Raw genomic sequence first — 24,711 nt, 5'->3', positions numbered from 1 at the left:
CGTCGCCAGCAGCGCCGCCGCCCTCGTTGGTGAGCGGTTTATAAGCCCACACACCAAAACAAGTCAACGGGGTTTTTCAAAAATCTGTCATTTTTCTCATCTCCTCACTCGACGCCTTGCTGTCGTGGCATGAACGACGGCGGTCCTCGTCCAGTCGGCCGACATGGGCGGACGGCTCGCCTCCCGCCGTTGAATACGGGAGGAACATAGGGCTATGGAAGATCACCGCCTATGGCACGTGCGTGAGGAACCGGGTCAACGCGCGCACGGATGAAAGCAAGCAAAGACGGATCATGACGAAGACACCGCCCTCCCACAAACCCCAGTTGCCGCAGCTGCCCGTTCTTACCGTCCTGCCGGACTTATGTGACGCATTGCGAACAGGGACCCGTGCGGTTCTCTCAGCGCCGCCGGGTGCTGGCAAGACGACGCTCGTACCGCTCGCGCTCCTGCACGAGGCGTGGTGCGCTGGCAAAATCATCATGCTCGAACCGCGGCGGCTGGCTGCACGGGCGGCAGCCCGGCGGATGGCTGATCTGCTTGGAGAGACGCCAGGCGAAACCGTGGGCTACCGCATGCGGCTCGACAGCCGCGTCTGCGCCCACACGCGCGTCGAAGTGGTGACAGAAGGCGTCTTTGCACGGATGGTTCTGGAGCGGCCTGACTTGAACGGCATCTCCATGGTGATCTTCGACGAGTTTCACGAGCGCTCGCTCGAGGCGGACTTTGGCCTTGCTCTGGCACTCGACGTCCAGGCCGGACTTCGCGAGGATCTTCGCGTGCTCGTCATGTCGGCAACACTTGACACGGAGCGGGTCGCGGAGCTGCTCGACCGCCCTCCGGTCATCATCAGCGAAGGGCGCAGCTTTCCGGTCGAAGTCCAGCATCGCGAGCGCACTGCAGGCGAGCGCATCGAGGACTCGATGGCGCGCGCGATCATCACCGCGCATGGCAGCCAGCGCGGTTCCATTCTCGCCTTTCTCCCAGGTCAGGGTGAGGTCCTGCGTACGGCGGAACGGCTTGAAGGGAAGCTCGACCCCGCTACCACAGTTGTCCCGCTTTACGGCAATCTGGACCAAAAGACGCAGGATCTCGCTGTTCAACCGGCGGCGCCAGGCCGCCGCAAAATCGTGCTCGCCACCTCGATCGCCGAAACATCCATCACCATCGACGGCGTGCGAATCGTCATCGACAGCGGCCTGCAGCGGCTGCCGGTTTTCGAACCAGCAACCGGAACAACACGGCTCGAGACGGTGCGGGTGTCGCGGGCCTCGGCTGAACAGAGGGCTGGACGCGCCGGACGAACCGAAGCCGGCACGGCCATCCGTCTCTGGCACGCCGGACAAACGGCAGCTCTTCGCGCCTTCACGCCGCCCCAGATCCTGTCTTCCGACCTGTCCCAGCTGGCATTGGATCTCGCGTACTGGGGGGTGCGCAATCCGCAGGACATGAAGTTCCTGGACCAGCCGCCGGCAGCGGCACTCTCCGAAGCTCGCAACCTGTTGACCCATCTGGGCGCGCTGGACGACCACCTGACGCTGACGGAAAAGGGAAAACTCATGCGGCGCCTTGCACTGCCGCCGCGTCTGGCGGCGATGGTCATTTCGGCAGCAGCCGAAGGGTTCGGACATGCGGCATCGCAGCTGGCCGTGCTTTTGACCGAACAGGGCCTCGGTGGCAGTGACGTCGATCTCGATGACAGACTTCGCCGTTTTCGCACGGAGAACGGCAGCCGAGCAGAGGCCGCCCGCTCGCTCTCGACGCGGATCGCCCAGACCCTTCCCAAAGCCCCGCAGGCACAAGGTCAGGCCGCGGCAGGCCGCCTGCTGCTGCATGGGTTTCCGGACCGGGTGGCGGCGCAGCGCGGTGGCCGGGGCCGCTTTCTTCTCGCCAATGGACGCGGGGCGGAACTTCCGGAGACGGAAAGGTTGGCGACCTCGTCCCTGCTTGTGGTCGCCGACTTGACCGGGGCCGCTGCCCGGGCTCGCATCCTCGCCGCAGCAGAGGTCACGCGCGCAGACGTCGAGGATTGCCTGGGGGATCTCATCCACCAGGCCGAAGACTGCGCCTTTGAGCCCGCAACGCGGGAGGTCCGCGCGCGCAAGCAAACGCGACTGGGTGCTCTGGTGCTGGCGGAATCGCCCCTGCCGAAGCCGCGCGGCGAGCTGGCGGCGCGTGCGCTGGCGCAGGGGGTCCGAGACATGGGGATTGGGGCTCTGGCCTTTCCGAAGGATGTGCTCCACCTCCGTCAACGCATCAACCTTCTTCACTGCACGATCGGCGAGCCTTGGCCGGACATGAGCGACGATGCGCTGGTTGAGCGCCTCGACGAGTGGTTCGTGCCATTCCAGGGAGGCAAGACACGGCTTGACGAAATCGATGCGGGTGGACTCGTACAAGGGCTTCGGTCGCTCATCCCGTTCGAGCTATCACGTGAATTAGACCGACTGGCACCGACTCACTTCGAGGCGCCGACCGGTCAGCGCCATCCAATTCGCTATGATGGCGACGAGCCGGTTCTTGCAATCCGTGTACAGGAGCTGTTCGGGACGAAGACGCATCCTTCCGTCGCGGGTGGGTCCCTGCCTCTGGTGCTGGAACTCACATCGCCGGCCCATCGGCCGATCCAGACGACGCGTGATCTTCCGGGCTTCTGGGCGGGTTCATGGAGGGAAGTGCGCGGCGAGATGCGGGGCCGTTACCCGAAGCATCCATGGCCGGACGATCCGGCCGAAGCGGCGCCCACGACGCGTGCGAAGCCGCGCCGGACGTGACAGAATGCCCTCTCTTGGACGGCAACGAGAGGCGGTATGGACCCGAGAATGAACCAGATGCAAAGCAACGTCAGCCGCCAAGGCGAAGAAGACGGCCACTCCTCCTTGCGCCACGCGCAATTTGGATCGTCCAGCCGCAGATTCCGTCTGCAGACGCTGGTGCGGCTGCGTTGGCTGGCCGTTGCGGGCCAGACGGTGACGGTCCTTGCCGTCAGCTTCGTGCTCGATTTCCCTCTGCCACTGACGCAGGCGGGCGTCCTCATCGCAGCCTTGGCCGTCGGCAACATCATGCTGTCGCTCTGGTTCCCGCCGGCGCAACGCCTCGGACCGAAGGCGGCGCTTGCACTTTTGAGCTTCGACCTTCTGCAAATGGCAGGGCTTCTCTTCATCACCGGAGGCCTTGCCAATCCCTTTGCACCGCTCATCTGCGTTCCCGTCATCATCTCCTTCGCCTCACAGCCGCTGCGCCACTCGCTGGCTCTGATCATCCTCGCGCTTGCCTGCACGACTGCACTTGCGTTTTCGCCTTTTGACCTTCCTTGGTATCCAGGCCAGGCGTTGAGGCTGCAGCCGGTCATGCAGTTGGGCATCTGGTGCGCGATCGCCTCGATGATGTGCTTTGCCGCCTTCTATGCCTATCAGGTCTCCAACGAGGCGAGGCTCCTTTCGGATGCGCTTGCGGCAACGGAGCTTGTGCTGGAGCGAGAGAAGCACCTGTCGCAACTCGATGGCCTCGCGGCAGCTGCCGCGCACGAACTGGGGACACCGCTGGCCACGATCAGCGTGATCGCCAAGGAGATGGAGCGGGAATTCGGCAACGACGAGCGGCTGCGGGAGGATGTCCAGCTCTTGCGCAGTCAGAGCGAGCGGTGTCGCGACATCCTGAAGCGTTTGACATCTCTTTCGGCTGCCAGCGAAGAACACATGCGGCGCCTTCCCCTGTCCTCTATGATCGAGGAGGTAGCCGCACCGCATCGCGAATTCGGCATCGAGATCACACTTGCCCAAAAGGGAGACCCGGCGAAGGAACCTGTGTGCTACCGCAACGCCGGTGTCCTCTACGGACTGGGGAACCTGGTCGAAAATGCCGTCGACTATGCGAAAAGCCAGGTCACGGTGACGACTGAGCATAATTCAGAGCGCGTGGTTGTGATCATCGAAGATGACGGAGCAGGGTACTCGGCAGATATTTTATATCGCATCGGGGAACCCTATATGACGAGACGAAACAAGGAGCACGAGCGCGCCGGCGGGCTTGGGCTCGGCCTGTTCATCGCAAAAACCCTGCTCGAGAGGTCAGGGGCGCGGCTGCGCTTCGAGAATCGAGATGGTGGCGGAGCGGGCGCCAGGATCCGGATAGAGTGGCCGCGATCCATGCTGGAGGAAGGCTAGGCCCTACACGGCTTGAGCCGCATTTGCTTCTGGAGAAGAGAGATGGAAACAATAGTACAAGCCGCCGCGGAGAACTCGATTGGGCCGGATCCTACCCTGCTGATCGTTGATGACGACGGGCCGTTCCTGCGGCGGCTGGCCCGCGCCATGGAAGCCCGCGGTTTTGCGGTCGAGGTTGCGGAGTCCGTGGCAGAAGGAATCGCCAAGTCTCGAGGCAATGCGCCGAAGTATGCCGTCGTCGATCTGCGGTTGGGCGATGGCAACGGGCTGGACGTCATCGAGGTTATTCGTCAACGCCGCCAGGACACGAAAGTGATTGTCCTGACTGGGTACGGAAACATCGCAACGGCGGTGACGGCGGTAAAGCTCGGCGCGCTCGACTACCTTGCCAAGCCCGCCGATGCGGACGACATCTTTCATGCACTGACACAGCGCCCGGGTGAAAAGGCAGAGGTGCCGGAAAACCCGATGTCTGCAGACCGGGTCCGCTGGGAACATATCCAGCGCGTCTACGAAATGTGTGAGCGCAATGTTTCGGAAACGGCGCGTCGTCTCAACATGCACCGGCGGACGCTGCAGCGGATATTAGCGAAGCGGGCGCCGAAGTGACAGCGATCAGGTGTCTTCGAAGCTTCTTCCGGTCGCCCATTCTGCCAAGGTCAGCCTCCGGGCGCCAACGCGCGAAAAATTCAGCATGACGGATTTGCGGGTCGCGGACGCGAGCCGATGCTCTGGCGCTTCGCGCATCAGATGCGCGCCATAGCCGTCCGACAGAAACAGCCCGCAGTCTTGCGGAAATATCTCCAGCGGCACGTCCCGGTGTGTGGCGAAGAAAAGCCTGTCGCAATAGGTGCGGTAGTCGGGCCATTTGCGGTCGACGCGAAAATCCTCGATGGAGGTCTTGATCTCAATGATCCAGACCTCGCCCTTCTCTGAAATCGTCATAAGGTCCGCGCGTCGCCCGTTAGGGAGCACCAATTCCGGCAAGCTCGCGTGGCGCATCTCGTGGAGAAGGACCTGTAGGCCCCGGCGCACCATCATCGCGCGGTTAGACTGGCGGCCATCGATGAGCGGATTGCTGTCGGTTACGTTGACAATGGCCATGGGTCCAGATCGATCTGCGCGGATGTTGCAAAAAGGGCAGTGCCGCCGTGATTTCTGCGCTCACCGCAGTGACCTACGGCGCAGCGACTTGCCAAGCCTGTTCTATTCGAAAATAACGCTCCCATAAAGGCGGGCGCACCGCCTTCATCGCTTTATCCCTTTTACGAGACAATTCCATGCGCATCCGCACAAGCATGCTCGCCCTCGGCCTTCTGGCGTCCGTTATCCTGGCCGGGTGCTCCACCACATCCACAGCGCCGGGAGCGGCCCGTGTCGAGACCAAGGGGATCTTCACTGATTCCTACGGGGCCGTCACTGATGCGGGCTATGCGCTTCCGGCTATCCCGATCAGCCGGCTGGACAAACGATTCCATCGCCAGATCGTCGATTACGCGACCAACGAAAAACCAGGAACCATTGTGGTCAACACCCGTGAGCGCTTCCTGTATTATGTCCTGCCGGGCAAAAAAGCCGTCCGCTACGGTATCGGCGTTGGCAAGCAAGGTTTTTCCTGGTCCGGCGAGGCCTATATTGCCTGGAAGCAGGCTTGGCCGACTTGGCACCCCCCCAAGGAAATGGCCGAGCGCAAGCCGGATGTTGCACGCTACGTCGAGGAGGGCATGGGGCCGGGCCTCCACAACCCGCTCGGTGCCCGCGCCATGTATCTGTTCAACGAGAAGGGCCAGGACACGCTCTTCCGTCTTCACGGAACGCCCGAGTGGTCATCCATCGGTACGGCGGCGTCCTCGGGCTGCATTCGCCTGATGAACCAGGACGTGATCGATCTTTACAAGCGCGTCCGTCCAGGCCGAAACGCCAAGGTTGTTGTCGTCCAGTGACCCATCGAAGGCCAGAAGCGAAGAAGCCGCCGGATCGCTCCGGCGGCTTTTTCCGTTAAGCCTGTCGCCTCGCCTTCCGCTCGAGGCGACGCTGGTGCAGGACCGGTTCGGTGTAACCGTTGGGCTGTTCGCGGCCCTTCAAGACAAGATCCAGTGCTGCCTGAAACGCGATGGAACCATCAAAATCGGGCGCCATCGGACGATAAAGCGGATCGTCAGCGTTCTGTCCGTCAACCACGGCGGCCATCCGCTTCATCGTCTCCACAATCTGCTCCTTGGTCACCACATTATGATGAAGCCAGTTTGCCATGTGCTGGGCGGAGATGCGCAGGGTTGCACGGTCTTCCATCAACCCGATGTCATTGATGTCGGGCACCTTGGAGCACCCTACCCCCTGGTCGATCCAGCGGACGACATAGCCGAGGATGCCCTGGGCGTTGTTGTCGATCTCGCGCTGAATCTCCTCCGGGGTCCAGTTCGGACGCGTGACAACCGGCACGGACAGGATGTCGGATAGCTTCGCACGCGCTCGGCTCTTCAGCCCCGCCTGAACCTCCACGACGTTGACCTTGTGATAATGCGTGGCATGCAGCGTTGCGGCAGTCGGCGACGGAACCCAGGCTGTGTTGGCGCCAGCCTTCGGATGGGTGATCTTCTGCTCCAGCATGGCCGCCATCAGGTCCGGCATAGCCCACATGCCCTTGCCGATCTGTGCGTGACCGGAAAGACCGCATTCGAGGCCGATGTCCACATTCCAGTTCTCGTACGCGCTAATCCAGGCGGCCTGCTTCATGTCTCCCTTCCGGATCATCGGGCCGGCTTCCATGGAAGTATGAATCTCGTCACCGGTGCGGTCGAGGAAACCGGTGTTGATGAAGACAATCCTTTCGCGGGCGGCCCGGATACATTCCTTCAGGTTGACCGTCGTGCGGCGCTCTTCGTCCATGATGCCCATCTTGATGGTGTTGGACGGCATGCCAAGGGCTTCTTCCACGCGTGCGAAGATTTCGCAGGCGAAGGCGACTTCTTCCGGTCCATGCATCTTCGGTTTCACCACATACATGGAACCTGTGCGCGAGTTCTGGCGGCGGCCATTAGGCCCAATGTCGTGCAGCGCGATGAGCCCCGTCACGATGGCATCGAGAATACCCTCGGGAACTTCCCGTTCGTCCTGGTCCAGAACCGCAGGATTGCTCATCAGGTGGCCGACATTGCGTACCAGCATCAGGGAGCGGCCCTTGAGGGTGGCACTGTCGCCATTGGGCGCTTTGTAGGAAAGGTCCGGCTCCAGTTTGCGAATGAAGGTTCGTCCCCCCTTGCTCACCTCTTCCTGCAGGTCTCCCTTCATCAGACCGAGCCAGTTGCGATAAACGAGGACCTTATCGTCGGCATCGACCGCAGCAACGGAGTCTTCGCAGTCCATGATGGTGGTGATTGCCGACTCCAGCCGAACGTCGGAGATCTTTGCCGAATCGTCCTTGCCAATCGCCGTTGTAGGATCGATCCTGATATCGATGTGTAGGCCATTCCTACGGAGAATGAGGCTTGTGGGCTCAGACGCCTCTCCGACATAACCTGCAAACTGGGAGGGATCAGCAAGTTCAACCGTACGACCCTCGGGTCCTGCGGCCGTCAGGCGGCCGGCTGCAACGACAAACGAGGTTACGTCGCTCCAGCTTGCGCCGGAAAGCGGGGCAGAGCAATCCAGAAACTCGCGCACCCAAGCGATGACCTTGGCACCACGCGCGGGGTTATAGGTGCCTGATTTCTCGGCGCCAGCATCCTCCGCAATGGCATCGGTCCCATAAAGGGCATCATAGAGCGAGCCCCAGCGGGCATTCGCCGCATTCAAGGCATAGCGCGCATTCATCACTGGAACGACCAACTGCGGCCCGGCGATCGCGGCAATTTCCGGATCGACCTTGTCGGTGGAGATCTGGAGATCGGGTCCCTCCGGCACAAGGTAGCCGATCTCGCGCAGAAAGCTCTCGTAGACGGCGAGATCGACAGGGGCACCGTTGCGACGGTACCACTCGTCCAGTTTTTCCTGCATCTCGTCGCGCTTGGCCAGCAGCGCCCGGTTCTTCGGCGCAAGGTCGTGGATCAGTTGGGCAAACTGTGAGAAGAAGCGCTCTGCATCGACGCCGGTTCCCGGTATCGCCTCCTTCACCAGGAAGTCATAGAGTTTTTCATCTATTGCGATCCCGTTCTTGTCGATGCGCTCCATGCAAGCCTCCTCCATTGCCGTTCATTATTATTGTCGCCAATTTGCGCGGGTAGCCACAGCTGTCAATGCGCCTATGGGCGAAGGCGCGGGCTGACCTTCATCGGCAGGCCGTTCCTTGGCTGTGTCGTCAATTTCTGTACCGGCCAAGGGGCCGTCTCCGGCGTTACGTCGAAGCGGTAACGGCTCATCAGGACAGCCAGAGCAATGACAGCCTCCTGCATTGCGAACGTTGCGCCGATGCATACGCGTGGACCTGCCCCGAAAGGGAGATACTGGAAGCGGCCGATATTGCCTCGGTTCTCCGGCAGGAAGCGTTCCGGTACGAACGCCCGTGGGTTATCCCAATAGAGCTGGTGGCGATGCAGTGTCCAAGGCATGATCAGCACCGTCACGCCGGCACCAATCTTTACCGTTTTTCCGTCATCGCTAACCCACTCATCATCGGCGATCGCCGCGCGATTGAGCGAGGGCGCAGGAGGGTACAGGCGCAGCGCCTCCTCGAATGCCGCCTTTACCATCGGCAGGCGATCGAGCCACTCCACCGGCTCCGCGCCGGACGCCAAGACTTCATCGATTTCGCTTTCCATGCGCTCGCGGATGTGCGGACTGTTGGCGACACAGTAGAGGGTCCATGCTAGCGCCCTTGCGGTGGTTTCGTGACCGGCGCCTATGAAGGTCAAAATATTATCCTCGATCTCCTCCAACGTCAGGCCATCCGGCCCCTCAAGTTGCAGAAGCAGCGTCAGGAAATCCTGCGGGACGTTGTGCGGATCCTCTCGCATCTTTTGTTGCCTGTGCGCCATTGTGTCGGCAACGATCTGCCGAAATTTCCCCAGCACCCGCTTGCCGCCAATGCGGGTCACGCGCGGCACCCAGGGCGGTGCCCGCAAAAGGTCCATCGGGTCAACTCTGCCCATGCGGTGCAGCAGGCTGTCAACGTCATCGGAGAAATCGTTGCTTTCGGTGACGATCTCCCCAGAAAACAGGGTTTCCGAGAGGATGTTGAAGGTGATTTCTGTCATGTCGACCGAAATGTCGAAAACCTCCCCTGCCTCCCCGATACCGGCATATTTTTCAACATATTCCTGGGACTTTCGAAGCATCTGGCCCGCAAAGCCCTTTGCGTGCCGCGGCGTGAAAACCGGCGCCATCGCCTTGCGGGAGCGCTTCCAGACAGGGCCTTCCGCCGTCAGGAGACCATCCCGCAGGATCGGCCGAAGGATCAACTGCCGAATTTCCGACATCTCGTAGTTGGCGGCATTGTCGACCAGCACATGACGGATGAGGCCCGGGTCGTTGACGATCAGGGTCCGCTCCTTGAGGAACTTCGTTTCGATCCACGGCAGTGTGTAGGAAGGTTCGCCCCAAAGCTCGAGTGGGTTGTTGAAGACCGTGCGGATAATTTCCAGCCTTGAGGGCGGAACGGTGCGCGGGATGGGAGCTGGTGGAACGAACGGCTCGGGGCGCGTGTCCATGCCTGCCCTCCTGATGCTGGTTTCCGAAGAAGGAATATCAGGCGTCAGAGCAGGTTTTTCAACTCTTCCAGCTTATTGTTGACCAGCCAGCCATAGTAGTTCTCCGTCGGCATACCGCCACGCGCGCGCAGGGCGGCGGCCCGCTGATGCGAGCCGCCGGTATTGTAGAGTGTGGCTGTGATACCGGGGTTGGTGGAAATGTCCACGCCGGCAATGGAGGCATAGTCGTCGATAGACTTGCGAATTCCGGCTGCCATGTAGGCCAAAGACTTGTCCGGATCCATGATCGCCTCGTAGACGGCGGCGGCATCCTTCTCGTCCAGTTTAGGATAACCGGAAGTCTTGGAAACTATGTCCGACAGCATCAGAGCCGTCAGTGGATTCACCTGCCCCAAGCCAAAGGTCTGGCCGGCATAGAAGGGTTGAAAGAAAACGGCACTGAACCTGTTATCAGGGAAAGATACCCCCCCGACCGTGCGTCCGCGGAAGTGATCTTCCCAAATCGCTTCGCGGCAGGTCCACAGGCCGTAGCTGCCATCTTCGCCCTCGCATTTGCTAAACTGCGGTCGTGCAACAAACTCGCTGATCGTCTCGTCGTCGTAGCTGAAGCGGAAGCGATCGCCTGCATATGCGGCGGCCTTTATATAGTAGGATTGGAGGCGGTCATAGGCATCAACATTATAGGTATGCTCGCCGACGATTGCCCCCACCATGTGGATAGGATCGATCCGATAATCGGACGCGGTCGCCTTGATCTTGCGGATGAGTTCCTTGTCTTTGCCGAGCAGGTCCCGGATCTTGTCATACTTGTCGTCAAAGGTCGTGCGGCCAGCGCGGGTGCGCCGCACGGATGCGCCCGGCACCTTGGGCTGCTCCACGTGGCGATTGCCTTCCGGAACGGGGCGAAGCCCAGCGGCATCGCCTAGCGATGTGCTACTCAACACCAAAAGAATGGCCAGGAAGAGTTCCTTCAAGATAAAGAATCCGCGAAGTCGGCAACCGGAGGTGCCGGATACGTCACTGCAACAACGCACTGCGACGCTATACGCTCCGTGCGAACGTGCCCCCTTATGGGAAAGGGAGGCACGCTGTCGAGGCTGTTCGCCTCAATTTACCGTTAGCAACGCCACGACAGAAGATGGCGTTGCTTCGGCGCAACGCTTACAGAATGTAGCGAGAAAGATCCGTGTCAGCTGCCAGATCACCGACATGTTCACGCACATAGCCGGCGTCGATCATCGCCGTGCTGCCGGCCCGGTCCGGCGCGTTGAAGGAGATCTCGTCCAGCACGCGCTCCATGACGGTCTGAAGGCGGCGGGCACCGATGTTCTCGACAGAGGAGTTAAGCTGGACGGCGACATCGGCAAGCGCATCAATCGCATCCTCAGTGAAGTCAAGATTCATCTGCTCCGTCTCCATCAGCGCCTTGTACTGGCGGATGAGGCTGGCTTCCGTCTCTGTCAGGATGCGGCGGAAGTCTTCCTTCGTCAGCGGCCGCAACTCAACGCGGATCGGCAGCCGCCCTTGCAGCTCCGGCAGGAGGTCGGAGGGCTTGGAGACGTGGAAGGCGCCGGACGCAATGAAAAGAATATGGTCCGTCTTGACCGGTCCGTACTTCGTGGCAACCGTCGTTCCCTCCACCAGCGGCAGCAGGTCGCGCTGGACTCCCTCACGGGAAACACCGGCGCCGAGACCTCCGTCACGTGCCGCGATCTTGTCGATCTCGTCCAGGAAAACGATGCCATCATTCTCCACGGAGCGAACCGCTTCGCGCTGGATCACCTCATTGTCAATCAACTTGTCGGACTCGTCCCGGATCAATTCTCCGTAGGACTTGGAGACGGTGGTTCGCACCTTTTTCGTCCGTCCGCCCAGAGCCTTCCCGAACATTTCGGAAAGGTTCAGCACGCCGATGTTGGCGCCCGGCATGCCGGGGATCTCGAATCCGGGCATGCCCGATCCCGTATCCGCCACCTCGATATCGATTTCCTTGTCGTCCAGTTCCCCGTTGCGGAGCTTCTTGCGGAAGCTGTCGCGGGTTGCAGGCGATGCCGTTGCGCCAACCAGGGCGTCAAGCACCCGCTCTTCGGCGCTCATGTGCGCCTTGGCCTCGACCTCGGCACGCTTCTTCTCGCGCACCAGGCCGATGCCGACTTCAACGAGGTCACGAATGATCTGCTCCACGTCGCGGCCGACATAGCCGACCTCGGTGAACTTGGTCGCTTCCACCTTGATGAACGGCGCACCGGCGAGTTTTGCGAGGCGGCGGGAGATCTCCGTCTTGCCGACGCCCGTCGGGCCAATCATCAAGATGTTCTTCGGCATCACCTCGTCGCGAAGGCTGTCGTCCAGCTGCTGGCGACGCCAGCGGTTGCGGAGCGCAATCGCCACCGCGCGCTTTGCATCGTGCTGACCGATGATGTGGCGGTCAAGTTCGGAGACGATCTCTCTGGGTGAAAATGTAGTCATGGCTTCCTCTGGGCGTCCTGCCCGGCCGGCTCACAAGCCCGGGCCGGCGGATCCTCGTTTCAAGATACTGCTATTCGGCGTCGAGCGTTTCGACGACCAGGTTATGGTTGGTGTAGACGCAGATCTCGGCCGCGATGTTGAGTGCGCTGCGGGCGATGTCTTCCGCAGATTTCTCGCTGTCCATCATCGCGCGAGCGGCGGCATAGGCGTAGTTGCCGCCCGAGCCGATGGCGATCGTGCCATGCTCCGGCTCCAGAACATCACCATTGCCGGTGACGGCAAGCGTGATGCTCTTGTCGGCCACCAGCATCATCGCCTCGAGGTTGCGGAGGTACTTGTCGGTCCGCCAGTCCTTGGCGAGCTCGACGGCCGCCCGCATGAGCTGGCCGGGATATTGCTCAAGCTTCTTTTCCAGCCGGTCGAGGAGCGTGAAGGCATCAGCGGTAGCACCGGCAAATCCCGCAATGACCTCGCCCTTGCCGATGCGGCGCACCTTGCGCGCATTGCCCTTCATCACCGTTTGGCCGAGGCTCACCTGGCCGTCACCGGCCATGATCACCTTGCCACCCTTCCGGACCGTAATAATCGTCGTCATCTTGCACCTGTTGGCCCCTTGGGGGGCGTTGTCAGAAGGCGTTTCCGCCTCGGTTGATCCCTATGTAAGTGGGGGCAGGCCGATTGCAAACAGGCGGTTTCGGCTCCGCCGCCGGCAGGTGCCTTTTGCTGGATATTTGCCGGACCGCCTGTTATGGAGCGCAAGATCGATCGCATGGAGCAGACAATGGCCGATACAGCCGCCGCGCGCACGGGCTCGGTATCCCGCAAGACGAACGAGACTTCGGTCTCCGTTGCAGTCAATCTCGACGGGACCGGTACCGGCAAGATCTCCACCGGCATCGGCTTCTTCGACCATATGCTGGACCAGCTCTGCCGCCACTCGCTGATCGACATGGAGATCGAGGTTCAGGGCGATCTGCACATCGATGATCACCATACCGTCGAAGATACAGGCATCGCCATAGGCCAGGCCATTTCGAGGGCGCTGGGCGACCGTCGCGGCATTGCCCGCTACGCCTCGCTGGATCTCGCCATGGATGAAACCATGACGAAGGCGGCTGTTGACCTTTCCGGTCGACCTTTCCTCGTCTGGAACGTCGAGTTCTCGTCGCCGAAGATCGGCAGCTTCGATACGGAGCTGGTGCGCGAGTTCTTCCAGGCGTTCGCTCAGAACGCGGGCGTGACGCTCCACATCTTCAACTACTACGGCGCCAATAATCACCATATCGCCGAGACCTGCTTCAAGTCCGTTGCCCGGTGCCTGCGCGCCGCGACGGAAATCGATCCGCGACAAGCAAACCGCGTCCCTTCCACCAAGGGCACGTTGGTCTGAGGACATAACTTGAAAAGCTATCTCGTCCTGCTTGCGCCGGGAAATGACGATCGGGAGCATCGGAAGACACTTATCCTGCCCGACCGCTTCTCCTGGCTGGCGCTGTTCTTCCCGTGGATCTGGCTGCTGACCAAGCGGCTCTGGCTGGCCGCGATCGTGGTTTTCCTGCTGCAGCTCGTGGCCGGGCAGCTTTCGCAGACGCAGGACTTCGAGATCGCCGGGCTTCTTCTCGCGCTCTCGGTCAATCTCCTGGTTGCGCTGGAGGGGCGGCACTTCTATAGCGAGGCGCTCATCCGCCAGGGATGGAGACTTGACGCGGTAATCGCCGCACCCAATCTGGACGCGGCGGAAGAGGTTTACTTCTCCGCCCAGGAAATGGGCGACAAATCTGAGCTGCCTGCGGTTGCAAACTGGGCCAAGAACAAACGCGCCACCGCGGACTGGCCCCAAGGCGGGATCGGGCTCTTCGATCACCAAGGAGGACGCTGATGCGCGTCGCGATCATCGACTACGGATCCGGTAATCTTCGCTCAGCCACGAAGGCTTTCGAGCGTGCGGCGCATGAAGCTGGCGTTGACGCCACGATCGAGCTGACGGACAAGGCCGACGTCGTCGCAAGCGCCGACCGAATCGTACTGCCGGGCGTCGGTGCCTATGCTGATTGCCGCGCCGGCCTTGATGCGGTGCCCGGCATGCCGCAAGCGCTTGTCGAAGCCGTTGAAAAGAAGGGCCGTCCCTTCCTTGGCATTTGTGTCGGCATGCAGCTTATGTCGTCACGCGGGCTGGAGAAGACCATTACCGAAGGGCTCGGCTGGATCGAAGGCGACGTAAAGGAAATGGAGCCATCCGATCCGGATCTGAAGATTCCCCAGATCGGCTGGAACACGCTGGAACTGAAGCGCACTCACCCGCTCTTTGACGGAATCCCGACAGGCCCGGACGGGCTGCACGCCTATTTCGTGCACTCCTATCACCTCGCGGCGAAGAACCCGCAGGACGTGATCGCGACGACCGACTATGGCGGCCCGATGACCGCCTTCGTCGGGCGAGACAACATGGCTGGCTCGCAATTCCACCCGGAGAAGAGCCAGACGTTGGGGCTCGCCCTGATCGCTAATTTTCTGCGCTGGAACCCCTGATCGATGATCCTCTTTCCCGCTATCGACCTCAAGGATGGCCAGTGCGTTCGCCTCAAGCTCGGCGATATGGCGCAGGCGACCGTCTACAATCCCGATCCCGCCGCTCAGGCCAAGGCGTTTGAGGACCAGGGCTTCGAATGGCTGCATGTGGTGGATCTCAACGGCGCCTTCGCCGGTGAAAGCATGAATGGCGCTGCCGTCGATGCCATCCTGAAGGCGACGAAGAACCCGGTGCAGCTCGGCGGCGGCATTCGGTCGCTGGAGCACATCGAGAACTGGCTGTCGCGCGGCCTTGCCCGGGTCATTCTGGGCACAGTCGCCGTCCGCGATCCGGCACTCGTCATTGAAGCCTGCCAGCGCTTTCCCGGCAAGATCGCCGTCGGCATCGACGCCAAGGGCGGCAAGGTTGCCGTCGAAGGCTGGGCGGAAGCCTCGGAACTTGGTGTGATCGAGCTGGCAAGGAAGTTCGAGGGCGCTGGCGTCTCGGCGATCATCTATACCGACATCGACCGGGATGGGATTCTCGCTGGCATCAATTGGGATGCGACGCTGGAACTTGCGGACGCCGTCTCAATCCCCGTCATCGCCTCCGGCGGCCTGGCTTCCATGGACGACGTCCGGCGGATGCTGGAGCCTGATGTGGCCAGACTGGAAGGTGCGATTTCGGGCAGAGCGCTCTATGACGGTCGTATCGATCCGGCCGAAGCGCTGGCGCTGATCCGTACGCAAAAAGGAGCGGCCGCATGAGCTTGAAGGCCCGCGTCATCCCCTGCCTCGACGTCAAGGACGGCCGTGTCGTCAAGGGCGTCAACTTTGTGGACCTTATCGACGCCGGAGACCCGGTGGAGGCCGCCAAGGCCTATGACGCCGCTGGTGCCGACGAGCTCTGCTTCCTCGACATCACCGCCTCCTCCGACAACCGCGATACGATCTTCGACGTTGTCGCGCGGACGGCAGATTATTGCTTCATGCCGCTGACGGTCGGGGGCGGTGTGCGTGCAGTTACAGACATTCGCAAGCTGCTTTTGGCGGGCGCCGACAAGGTCTCGATCAACTCCGCTGCCGTAAAGAACCCCGATTTCGTTGCCGAGGCCGCCGACAAGTTCGGCAACCAGTGCATCGTCGTCTCCATCGATGCCAAGAAGGTTTCCGGCGCCGGCGAAGCCGCCCGCTGGGAGATCTTCACCCATGGCGGCCGTCAGCCAACGGGCATCGATGCGCTGGAATTTGCAGCAAAGGTCGTGGAGAAGGGTGCCGGCGAACTGCTCGTAACCTCCATGGACCGCGATGGCACGAAGAGCGGCTACGATCTTGCGCTCACTCGGTCGATAGCCGACTCCGTGCGCGTGCCGGTGGTTGCCTCCGGTGGCGTGGGAACGCTGGACGACATGGTGGCAGGTATTCGCGACGGGCATGCGACGGCTGTGCTTGCGGCCTCGATCTTCCACTTCGGCACCCATTCCGTGCAGGAAGCCAAACGCTACATGGCCGACCACGGCATCCCCATGCGGCTCCACTAAGCGCCGGAGGCAACGAGATGAGCGAATTCTCCCTGAGCGACCTCGAGCACATCGTGGCAACACGCGCGCAGGCAGCGCCTGAGGAGTCATGGACGGCAAAACTCGTGGCGGCCGGTCAAACCAAAGCCGCCAAGAAGCTCGGCGAGGAAGCGGTGGAGACGGTAATTGCTGCCATCGCCGAGGATCGGAAGGATCTCGTGGCGGAGAGCGCCGACCTTCTTTATCACCTGATGGTCGTATTGAACATTGCCGGCATTCCGCTCAAGGATGTGCTGGACGAACTCCAGCGGCGGACCGCGCAATCCGGTCTGCAGGAAAAGGCAAGCCGGCAGTCATGACCTTGGCAACGCAAGCGGTCGACGATCTAGATCAGTCTGCCGCTAACTACTCTCCCTATCACCGCTTCACCTCCGACCAGTGGGCCAGGTTTCGCGCCGATACCCCAATGACGCTGACAGCGGACGAGGTCGCACGGCTTCGTTCCCTCGACGATCCGATCGATCTCAGCGAGGTGCGGCGGATCTATCTGTCGCTCTCGCGGCTCCTGTCGGCCCATGTGGAGGCGTCGCAGCTGCTGTTCCAGCAGCGCAACCGCTTCCTCAGCATGTCAGATGTGGCGAAGACGCCGTTCGTGATCGGCATCGCCGGCTCCGTTGCCGTCGGCAAGTCGACCACGGCCCGCATCCTCAAGGAGCTTCTCGCCCGCTGGCCATCCAGCCCGAAGGTGGACCTCATTACCACCGATGGGTTTCTCCACCCGAATGCAGTCCTGCGGCGCGAAAACCTCATGGAGCGCAAGGGTTTTCCGGAGAGCTACGACATTGGAGCGCTGCTGCGCTTCCTGTCCGCCATCAAGGCCGGCGAACCCAACGTGCGGGCGCCGCGCTATTCCCACCTCACCTACGATGTGCTGCCGGACGAGTACACGGTGGTGGACCGGCCGGACATCCTGATCTTCGAAGGCATCAATGTACTCCAGTCGCGCGATCTGCCGGCGGATGGCAAGATCGTGCCGATCGTCTCGGACTTCTTCGACTTCTCGATCTATATCGACGCGGACGAATCGCTCATCCATAACTGGTACGTCGAACGCTTCATGAAGCTGCGGCAGACCGCCTTCCGTGATCCGAACTCCTTCTTTCATCGCTATGCCGCTGTGGGCGAGGACGCCGCGCGCGCCATCGCCGAAGGGCTGTGGGAAAACATCAACCTGAAGAACCTGCGGCAGAACATTCTGCCGACCCGCCCGCGGGCCGACCTCATTCTGCGGAAAGGCTCCAATCACCTCGTTGAGACGGTTTCGCTTAGAAAGCTTTGACGCCGGCCGCTCAGTCGACCCGCCGCAGCGTGAGGTTGATCCGGCCGCCGTTCTTCAGGACCGTTGAAGTGTTCGGATAGATCCGATCGACGCCGTGGAAGCAGAGCCGGCTTGCCCCGCCCAGGACGACCACATCGCCGCTGGTAAGCTTGAACGAGCGCGTGGGATCCCTCCGCTCCAGACCGCCGACGCGGAAGAGGCAGGTATTGCCGAGCGAGATCGAGACGACCGGCGCGGCAAGATCCGTCTCGTCCTTGTCCTGATGCAGCCCCATCCTCGCATCGTCGGCGTAGAAGTTCACCAGGCAGGCCTGCGGCGGTGCCGGATAGTTCGCAACTGCATCCCACAGCGACAGGAGCGCCTCCGGGATGGCCGGCCAGAGATTTCCCGTCACCGGATGCGTCGCCTGATAGCGGTAGCCGCGCTCCTTGTCGGTCACCCAGCCGAGCGGGCCGAGGTTGGTCATCCTCACCGACATCGGCGTTCCCGTAACTGGCATTACGGGCAGGTAGAGCGGCGCCACCGCCACCGCCTGGCGCACGAGCTCGACCAGGCTTTCCTGCGCCGGCCGGTCCAGATAGCCCGGCAGATATTTCAGCCCTTCCGGCAGATCTGCCACGTTCATTCTCCCGTCGGCTTGCCGCGCATCTTCTTCACCAGGGCGCGTCCAGACTTGGCCTTGAGCCGCCGCTCGATTGAACCCTTGGTGGGTTTCGTTGCCTTGCGCGGCGGCGGTGGCGGCTCGGCGGCCTTCAGGATCAGCTCCTTCAGGCGCTCCCGGGCATCCTCGCGATTGCGATCCTGGCTGCGGAAACGGTTGGCCTCGATCATCAGGACGCCGTCCTTTGACATCCGCCGTCCTGCTATGCGTATGGCATTCGCCTTGATCCGTTCCGGCAGCGAAGGCGAGTTCTGGAGATCGAAGAAAAGCTGGACGGCGGTAGAAACCTTGTTGACGTTCTGGCCGCCTGGCCCGCCGGCCAGCACGAACTGCTCGGTCAGCTCCCAAGCCTGGATCGTGATGCGGCTGTTGATGTAAAGCGGACTGCTGGCCATTGATCGTCTCCGCCGCCTCTATCCCACAATCGGTCAGCGAAGAAAACCGCCGGCACGAGGCCGGCGGTTCTGGACGTTTCAGTTAAGCAATCACATTACTCAGCGGCCGTCAGCAGGACCGGCGCCGCCTCACGAACCTTGCTGTCAACATGATCCTCAAACTTTGAGAAGTTCGCAATGAACATCGAGACCAGCTTCTTCGCCTGCGCGTCATAGGCTTCACCATCGGACCAGGTGGAGCGAGGATCGAGGATCGACTGCTCGACGCCCTCGACAGAGACCGGCACGGCGAATCCGAAGTTCGGATCCGTCCGGAACTCCGCATTCTTCAGATCGCCCGTCAGCGCAGCCGTCAGCAGCGCGCGGGTTGCCTTGATCGGCATCCGCTTGCCGACGCCATAGGCGCCGCCGGTCCAGCCGGTGTTGACGAGCCAGCAATCGACGTTGTGGCGGTCGATCAAGTCGCGCAGCAGATTGCCGTACTCCGCCGGGTGGCGTGGCATGAACGGGGCTCCGAAGCAGGTGGAGAACGTCGCTTCCGGCTCCGTTACGCCCTTTTCCGTGCCGGCAACCTTGGCAGTGTAGCCCGACAGGAAGTGGTACATGGCCTGTTCGGGCGTCAGCTTCGCGATCGGCGGCATCACACCGAAAGCGTCTGCCGTCAGCATGATGATCGTCTTCGGATGCGGTGCGATGCCGGTTGCCGATGCGTTGGGGATGAAGTGCAGCGGATAGGCGGAGCGCGTGTTCTCTGTCAGCGAGGCGTCGTCAAAATCGGGTACCCGGTTCTCGTCGAGAACGACGTTCTCCAGAACTGTACCAAAGCGGCGCGTTGCGGCATAGATTTCCGGTTCGGCTTCGGCCGAGAGACGGATCGCTTTGGCATAGCAGCCACCTTCGAAGTTGAAGATGCCGTTCTCGCCCCAGCCATGCTCGTCGTCGCCGATCAAGGTGCGTGTTGGGTCCGCCGAGAGCGTGGTCTTGCCGGTGCCGGACAGCCCGAAGAATACGGCTGCGTCACCTGCCGGGCCGACATTGGCGGAGCAGTGCATCGGCATCACGTGCTTGGCCGGCAGCAGGTAGTTGAGGACCGTGAAGACAGACTTCTTGTTTTCGCCGGCATAGGACGTGCCGCCAATCAGAACAATACCACGCTGCAGATCGCAGGCGATGACCGTTTCCGTCCGGCAGCCGTGTCGGGCGGGATCGGCCCGGAAGCTCGGCAGGTTGACGATGGTGAGCTTCTGGTTGAAGGTCTCCAGCGATGCCTTGCTCGGGCGGATAAGCAGGTTGCGGATGAACAGGGCGTGCCAGGCCAGTTCGGTGATCACCCGTGTCGGCAGGGCATTCTCCGGATCGGCACCGCCGATGAGGTCCTGCACGTAAAGCGTCTTGCCGGCCGCATGCGCCAACATGTCGTTATGGAGGACATCGAAGCGCTCCGGCGACATCGGCTTGTTGTTGTCCCACCAGATGACGCCCTCGGTGATCTCGTCGCGGACGACAAACTTGTCCTTCGGCGAACGGCCGGTGTGCTGCCCCGTGACGGCGCGTAGAGCACCGTCAGCCGTCACTTCCGCTTCGCAATTGCGGATTGCCTCTTCGTAGAGTTCCGTTTCAGAGAAGTTGTAGTTGGCGCGGGAGACGTCGGCGAAGCCGATGGTCGAGATCCCGTTGGACGGATTGTAAAGTCCAAGCTCCTGCATACGCGCCTTCCTTCCCTTGGCGTTAGTCTGTCGCCCAACTAGACCCGAGTCTCGGAAAGAGCAAGAGCAGCAAGCCTCGAATGCATAATGATTTCAATAAATTAATCGATTTAAAAAAATCTATTTCTGATTAAATCGGTTTAGGGTCTTTTTTAATCTCTCTGGAACCGCACCTTTCTAGAGAAGTCTGGAGCTTTGAAATTGGTCCTGTAACCTCTATATCTGCCACAATTTGTTCCAGCTTTATACTCACAACGCGCATCGGCGTTTGCCATACCTCGCTGGGGTGAACAGCAGGAGATGCGCACAAGATGGTGACGGAGACGGAGAGCATGCAGACAATCGCGCTCGTGGATGACGATCGCAACATCCTCACATCGGTGTCGATCGCGCTGGAGGCCGAAGGCTACAAGGTGGAGACCTATACCGATGGAGCGTCCGCCCTCGATGGCCTTTTGGGGCGACCGCCGCAGCTTGCGATCTTCGATATCAAGATGCCGCGCATGGATGGCATGGAGCTGCTGCGCCGGCTGCGGCAGAAGTCGGACATTCCGGTCATCTTCCTGACGTCCAAGGACGAAGAGATCGACGAGCTCTTCGGCTTGAAGATGGGCGCCGACGATTTCATCACGAAGCCGTTCTCGCAGCGCCTTCTGGTGGAGCGCGTGAAGGCTATCCTTCGCCGCGCCAGCGCGCGGGAAACGGCCGGCGCCGGCGGCGCCGCCAAGGCGGGATCCGACGCGCAGCAGGCACGCACGCTGGAGCGTGGGCAGCTCGCCATGGACCAGGAGCGGCACACCTGCACCTGGAAGGGCGAGCCGGTAACGCTGACAGTCACCGAGTTTCTCATCCTTCACTCTCTTGCCCAGCGTCCAGGTGTGGTAAAGAGCCGCGACGCGCTAATGGACGCCGCCTATGACGAGCAGGTCTATGTGGACGACCGTACGATCGACAGCCACATCAAACGCCTGCGCAAGAAGTTCAAGATGGTTGACGGCGACTTCGATATGATCGAAACGCTCTACGGCGTCGGCTATCGCTTCCGGGAAGCTGCATAAGCGCCCGGCATGAAGACGCGCCTCCAAAAGGGCGCAGAGCCGGTCCTGCGAAAGGACGTTTGGTGGCAGATCGACTGCTTGAAGAGGACATGGCGAACAGGGCCGATGCCGAGGAGAATGCCTCTTCCGCACGGCTCTGGTCGCACCCGTTCACACTGATCCGTCGGATCTTCGGTCACGCGGTGTTCTCCAGCCTTACCCGCCGCATCCTGTTCTTCAACATCGCGGCGACCGTCGTCCTCGTCGGCGGCATCCTTTATCTCAACCAGTTCCGAGAAGGCCTGATCGACGCGCGGGTCGAGAGCCTGCTGACACAGGGCGAAATCATCGCCGGCGCAATCTCGGCCTCCGCCTCGGTCGACACCAACTCGATCACGATTGATCCGGAAAAGCTGCTGGAGTTGCAGGCCGGCCAGAGCATCACGCCGGTGCCGAATGACGAGGATCTCGATTTCCCGATCGATCCCGATCGTGTCGCCCCGGTTCTGCGGCGGCTGATTTCTCCGACCCGTACCCGTGCACGCCTGTTCGACGCCGACGCCAACCTTCTGCTCGACTCCCGGCATCTTTATTCACGTGGTCAGGTCCTGCGCTACGACCTGCCGCCGGTCGAACAGGAGACGACCAGCTGGGGCGACTGGATTGTAGGCCTGTTCAACCGCATGCTGCAGCAGCGCAATCTTCCGGTCTACAAGGAAGCGCCGGGCGGCGACGGCTCCATTTACCCGGAGGTCATGAATGCGCTCACCGGCGTGCGCGGTGCCGTCGTGCGCATCAACGAGAGAGGCGAGCTGATCGTCTCAGTGGCCGTTCCCGTGCAGCGTTTCCGGGCGGTGCTAGGCGTTCTTCTGCTCTCCACGCAGGCCGGTGACATCGACAAGATCGTCCATGCGGAACGTCTGGCAATCATGCGCGTCTTTGGCGTGGCAACGCTCGTCAACATTCTTCTGTCGCTCCTGCTTTCCTCGACAATCGCCAACCCGCTCCGGCGGCTCTCGGCGGCCGCCATCCGCGTGCGGCGCGGCGCCAAGCAGCGTGAGGAAATCCCGGATTTTGCCTATCGTCAGGACGAGATCGGCAATCTTTCGATCGCACTTCGCGAGATGACGACCGCCCTCTACGATCGGATCGATGCGATCGAGAGCTTTGCCGCCGATGTCAGCCACGAGTTGAAGAACCCGCTGACCTCGCTGCGCAGTGCGGTGGAGACGCTGCCGTTGGCAAAATCGGAGGAATCCAAGCAGCGGCTGACTGAGATCATCTTCCACGACGTGCGCCGCCTCGACCGTCTGATCAGCGATATCTCGGATGCCTCCCGCCTCGATGCGGAACTGGCGCGCAGCGATTCCACACCCGTCGATATGCAGGTCCTGCTGCACAATATGGTGGAGATCTCGCGCCAGATCCGCCAGGGCCGCAAGGTCGTGGACATTGATCTCGTCGTCGACAGCAAACCCGGTAACAAGGTCCCCTTCACCGTCTATGGGCACGATTTGCGGCTCGGGCAGATCATCAGCAACCTCATCGAAAACGCGCGATCCTTTGTCCCCGAGGAAGGCGGACGGATCGTCCTCCGGCTCTTCCGCTCGCGCGGCCGCGTGGCCGTGCAGGTGGACGACAACGGCCCCGGAATACAGGCCGAGGACATCGACCGAATTTTCGAGCGCTTCTATACGGACCGTCCGGAGGGCGAGAGCTTTGGCCAGAACTCCGGCCTGGGGCTCTCCATAAGCCGGCAGATCGCCGAGGCCCATGGTGGCACGCTGAGGGCGGAGAATATTGTGGATGCGAAATCGGGACGGCTGCTTGGAGCACGCTTCACGCTTGCGCTTCCAGCCGGTGAGCCGGCCTGATGGCGCCCCACAACATACACGCGACGGCCATCGCTGTCGACAAAGCCGGCCTGCTCTTCGTTGGTCCTTCCGGCATCGGCAAGTCCGCTCTGGCGTTCTCATGTCTTGCAGCGGCGAGACGCTCCGGCTGGGCCGCGTCACTCGTTGCCGATGACCAGGTCTTCATCTCCCGCCGCGGCGAGGAGGTTATCGCGGCGCGTCCAGCTTCCATTGCTGGATTGCTGGAGATCAGGGGCAGCGGGATTGCCCGCGTGCCGAGCGTTTCAGAAGCCGTGCTCCGTCTTGCCGTCCTGATCGTCGACCCGCGCACTGCGGATCGCCAGCCGCCAGCTAATGAGATCTATGACCTCGACGGTATCGGCACGCTGCCGCAGATCCGGCTGATGAACGACCATCGCGAGCCCTTGGCTGCAATCGCGGCGCTTCGTCCCGATCTCGGCATACCGACGACGTTGTGACCAGAAGTTTCGGATTTTTAACTTGAACTTCAGGTCTACATGGCGAAGATGGCTTCCCACCGCTGGACGGCCTTTGTGCATTGCGATATGGGCCGCGAGTTTCCGTTGCAGGGGGAATTCATGATCGGAATAGTGCTTGTCACTCATGGCAAGCTGGCTGAGGAATTTCGGCACGCTGTTGAGCATGTCGTTGGACCGCAGAAATATATCGAAACGGTCTCCATTGGCCCCGAAGACGACATGGATCAGCGGCGGCAGGATATCCTGGATGCGGTGAAGCTTGCGGACGACGGCAGTGGTGTCATCATCCTCACGGACATGTTCGGTGGAACGCCCTCAAACCTTGCCATCTCGGTGATGGATAGCGGGCGCGTGGAGGTCATCGCAGGTGTAAACCTGCCAATGCTGATCAAGCTGGCGGGAGTGCGAGGTGACAACGATATGAGCCGTGCACTGGCCGAGGCCTCTGAAGCCGGCCGAAAATACATCAACGTCGCCAGTCGCGTCCTCAGCGGCAAGTGAAGCCGAAAGCCCTTCATGTCCTCCCTCACCCGTGAGCTGCTCATCATCAACAAGCGAGGCCTCCATGCCCGAGCCTCCGCCAAGTTTGTCCAGACCGTGGGTCAATACGACGCTCAAGTGACCGTCAGCCGAGACGGCATGACCGTCGGCGGCATGTCAATCATGGGACTGATGATGCTGGCCGCGAGTCCAGGCTGCAGCGTCGAAGTAAGCGCTTCCGGTTCCCAAGCGGTGGAAGCGCTCGATGCCCTGGAGCGGCTCGTTGCAGAGAAGTTCGGCGAAGAAGCCTAACGTAAAACACATAAAGATATAAAGACTTCTTTATGTCGCGTTGCGTCTGCTGACCAAGCCTGCTAAACCGGCTCTCGATTTTGCGATATGCGGTGCTTCCTATGGCACCCGCACCCTTAA

At 61.4% G+C, this 24,711-nt stretch carries 25 protein-coding genes; 16 read left to right on the top strand and 9 right to left on the bottom strand.

Features of this window, described 5'->3' with window-relative positions; translation table 11 throughout:
• Positions 1-293 precede the first annotated feature (293 nt).
• From hrpB to LXM96_RS09445, 3 genes are read left to right on the top strand one after another with little or no spacing between them, the layout of a single operon-like run.
• Complete coding sequence (gene hrpB, locus LXM96_RS09455; protein ID WP_239998203.1) at positions 294-2,774, top strand: ATP-dependent helicase HrpB; 2,481 nt, start codon at positions 294-296, stop codon at positions 2,772-2,774.
• A gap of 57 nt (positions 2,775-2,831) precedes the next feature.
• Positions 2,832-4,166: an ActS/PrrB/RegB family redox-sensitive histidine kinase gene (locus LXM96_RS09450; RefSeq protein ID WP_239998237.1), complete on the top strand. Its 1,335-nt coding sequence runs from the start codon at positions 2,832-2,834 to the stop codon at positions 4,164-4,166.
• Between the two features lie 42 nt (positions 4,167-4,208).
• Positions 4,209-4,775 (top strand): ActR/PrrA/RegA family redox response regulator transcription factor, encoded by a 567-nt coding sequence (locus LXM96_RS09445; protein ID WP_239998202.1) that lies wholly within the window; start codon positions 4,209-4,211, stop codon positions 4,773-4,775.
• 6 nt (positions 4,776-4,781) lie between these two features.
• Here LXM96_RS09445 and LXM96_RS09440 read toward each other — a convergent pair whose 3' ends face one another.
• Entirely contained in the window at positions 4,782-5,270 is a 489-nt protein-coding gene (locus LXM96_RS09440) for an MmcB family DNA repair protein (RefSeq protein WP_239998200.1), read from the bottom strand.
• A gap of 176 nt (positions 5,271-5,446) precedes the next feature.
• On the opposite strand from LXM96_RS09440, the gene LXM96_RS09435 reads away from it, so the two are divergent.
• Positions 5,447-6,109, top strand: a complete 663-nt coding sequence (locus tag LXM96_RS09435) for a L,D-transpeptidase (protein ID WP_239998199.1) — start codon at positions 5,447-5,449, stop codon at positions 6,107-6,109.
• Positions 6,110-6,164: 55 nt separating this feature from the next.
• Here LXM96_RS09435 and LXM96_RS09430 read toward each other — a convergent pair whose 3' ends face one another.
• From LXM96_RS09430 to hslV, 5 genes are all read right to left on the bottom strand, one after another.
• Positions 6,165-8,336, bottom strand: a complete 2,172-nt coding sequence (locus tag LXM96_RS09430; RefSeq protein ID WP_239998198.1) for a malate synthase G — start codon at positions 8,334-8,336, stop codon at positions 6,165-6,167.
• A gap of 71 nt (positions 8,337-8,407) precedes the next feature.
• Positions 8,408-9,811, bottom strand: a complete 1,404-nt coding sequence (locus LXM96_RS09425; protein WP_239998197.1) for a cytochrome P450 — start codon at positions 9,809-9,811, stop codon at positions 8,408-8,410.
• A gap of 44 nt (positions 9,812-9,855) precedes the next feature.
• A complete protein-coding gene (locus LXM96_RS09420; protein WP_394801926.1) occupies positions 9,856-10,770 on the bottom strand; it encodes a DUF1402 family protein in 915 nt (304 codons plus the stop codon).
• Positions 10,771-10,972: 202 nt separating this feature from the next.
• Entirely contained in the window at positions 10,973-12,280 is a 1,308-nt protein-coding gene (gene hslU / locus LXM96_RS09415; protein ID WP_239998195.1) for an ATP-dependent protease ATPase subunit HslU, read from the bottom strand.
• Between the two features lie 70 nt (positions 12,281-12,350).
• Positions 12,351-12,875: an ATP-dependent protease subunit HslV gene (gene hslV, locus LXM96_RS09410; protein WP_239998194.1), complete on the bottom strand. Its 525-nt coding sequence runs from the start codon at positions 12,873-12,875 to the stop codon at positions 12,351-12,353.
• 186 nt (positions 12,876-13,061) lie between these two features.
• Here hslV and hisB point away from each other — a divergent pair, with 186 nt between their 5' ends.
• Genes hisB through coaA form a run of 7 tightly spaced genes read left to right on the top strand, consistent with a single transcriptional unit; the run spans position 13,062 to position 17,647 of the window.
• On the top strand, positions 13,062-13,670 hold the full coding sequence (gene hisB / locus LXM96_RS09405; RefSeq protein ID WP_239998193.1) for an imidazoleglycerol-phosphate dehydratase HisB: 609 nt from the start codon (positions 13,062-13,064) through the stop codon (positions 13,668-13,670).
• A gap of 9 nt (positions 13,671-13,679) precedes the next feature.
• The gene (locus LXM96_RS09400; RefSeq protein ID WP_239998192.1) at positions 13,680-14,159 is read left to right on the top strand and encodes a DUF2628 domain-containing protein; all 480 of its coding nucleotides are present in this window, start codon (positions 13,680-13,682) and stop codon (positions 14,157-14,159) included.
• Positions 14,159-14,809, top strand: coding sequence for an imidazole glycerol phosphate synthase subunit HisH (gene hisH, locus LXM96_RS09395; protein ID WP_239998191.1), 651 nt, complete (start codon positions 14,159-14,161; stop codon positions 14,807-14,809). Before LXM96_RS09400 ends, hisH begins: the two co-directional genes overlap by 1 nt.
• A 3-nt stretch (positions 14,810-14,812) precedes the next feature.
• Positions 14,813-15,556, top strand: coding sequence for a 1-(5-phosphoribosyl)-5-[(5-phosphoribosylamino)methylideneamino]imidazole-4-carboxamide isomerase (gene hisA / locus LXM96_RS09390; RefSeq protein WP_239998190.1), 744 nt, complete (start codon positions 14,813-14,815; stop codon positions 15,554-15,556).
• The gene (hisF, locus tag LXM96_RS09385) at positions 15,553-16,329 is read left to right on the top strand and encodes an imidazole glycerol phosphate synthase subunit HisF (RefSeq protein ID WP_239998189.1); all 777 of its coding nucleotides are present in this window, start codon (positions 15,553-15,555) and stop codon (positions 16,327-16,329) included. Before hisA ends, hisF begins: the two co-directional genes overlap by 4 nt.
• A gap of 17 nt (positions 16,330-16,346) precedes the next feature.
• Positions 16,347-16,667: a phosphoribosyl-ATP diphosphatase gene (locus tag LXM96_RS09380; protein WP_239998188.1), complete on the top strand. Its 321-nt coding sequence runs from the start codon at positions 16,347-16,349 to the stop codon at positions 16,665-16,667.
• Complete coding sequence (gene coaA / locus LXM96_RS09375) at positions 16,664-17,647, top strand: type I pantothenate kinase (RefSeq protein ID WP_239998187.1); 984 nt, start codon at positions 16,664-16,666, stop codon at positions 17,645-17,647. Before LXM96_RS09380 ends, coaA begins: the two co-directional genes overlap by 4 nt.
• 10 nt (positions 17,648-17,657) lie before the next feature.
• Here the strand turns inward: coaA and LXM96_RS09370 are convergent, their stop codons facing one another.
• From LXM96_RS09370 to LXM96_RS09360, 3 genes are all read right to left on the bottom strand, one after another.
• A complete protein-coding gene (locus LXM96_RS09370; RefSeq protein WP_262913574.1) occupies positions 17,658-18,272 on the bottom strand; it encodes an alpha-ketoglutarate-dependent dioxygenase AlkB family protein in 615 nt (204 codons plus the stop codon).
• The gene (gene arfB, locus LXM96_RS09365; protein ID WP_239998185.1) at positions 18,269-18,703 is read right to left on the bottom strand and encodes an alternative ribosome rescue aminoacyl-tRNA hydrolase ArfB; all 435 of its coding nucleotides are present in this window, start codon (positions 18,701-18,703) and stop codon (positions 18,269-18,271) included. The genes LXM96_RS09370 and arfB overlap by 4 nt, the downstream gene beginning before the upstream one ends.
• Positions 18,704-18,798: 95 nt before the next feature.
• A complete protein-coding gene (locus LXM96_RS09360; RefSeq protein WP_239998184.1) occupies positions 18,799-20,409 on the bottom strand; it encodes a phosphoenolpyruvate carboxykinase in 1,611 nt (536 codons plus the stop codon).
• 332 nt (positions 20,410-20,741) lie between these two features.
• Between LXM96_RS09360 and LXM96_RS09355 the strand changes: the two genes are divergently transcribed.
• The 5 genes from LXM96_RS09355 (at position 20,742) to LXM96_RS09335 (ending at position 24,591) form a co-directional block, all read left to right on the top strand.
• Positions 20,742-21,467: a response regulator transcription factor gene (locus LXM96_RS09355; RefSeq protein ID WP_239998236.1), complete on the top strand. Its 726-nt coding sequence runs from the start codon at positions 20,742-20,744 to the stop codon at positions 21,465-21,467.
• 89 nt (positions 21,468-21,556) lie between these two features.
• Positions 21,557-23,320, top strand: coding sequence for a sensor histidine kinase (locus LXM96_RS09350; protein WP_317208206.1), 1,764 nt, complete (start codon positions 21,557-21,559; stop codon positions 23,318-23,320).
• Positions 23,320-23,778, top strand: coding sequence for an HPr kinase/phosphorylase (locus LXM96_RS09345; protein WP_239998183.1), 459 nt, complete (start codon positions 23,320-23,322; stop codon positions 23,776-23,778). The genes LXM96_RS09350 and LXM96_RS09345 overlap by 1 nt, the downstream gene beginning before the upstream one ends.
• 120 nt (positions 23,779-23,898) lie before the next feature.
• Complete coding sequence (locus tag LXM96_RS09340) at positions 23,899-24,300, top strand: PTS sugar transporter subunit IIA (protein WP_239998182.1); 402 nt, start codon at positions 23,899-23,901, stop codon at positions 24,298-24,300.
• Positions 24,301-24,315: 15 nt separating this feature from the next.
• Entirely contained in the window at positions 24,316-24,591 is a 276-nt protein-coding gene (locus LXM96_RS09335) for an HPr family phosphocarrier protein (RefSeq protein WP_239998181.1), read from the top strand.
• Positions 24,592-24,711: the final 120 nt, after the last annotated feature.

It is taken from the genome of Rhizobium halophilum (assembly GCF_021648825.1).
Classification (GTDB): domain Bacteria; phylum Pseudomonadota; class Alphaproteobacteria; order Rhizobiales; family Rhizobiaceae; genus Neorhizobium; species Neorhizobium halophilum.
This window is presented reverse-complemented; position numbering and strand designations above follow the sequence as displayed.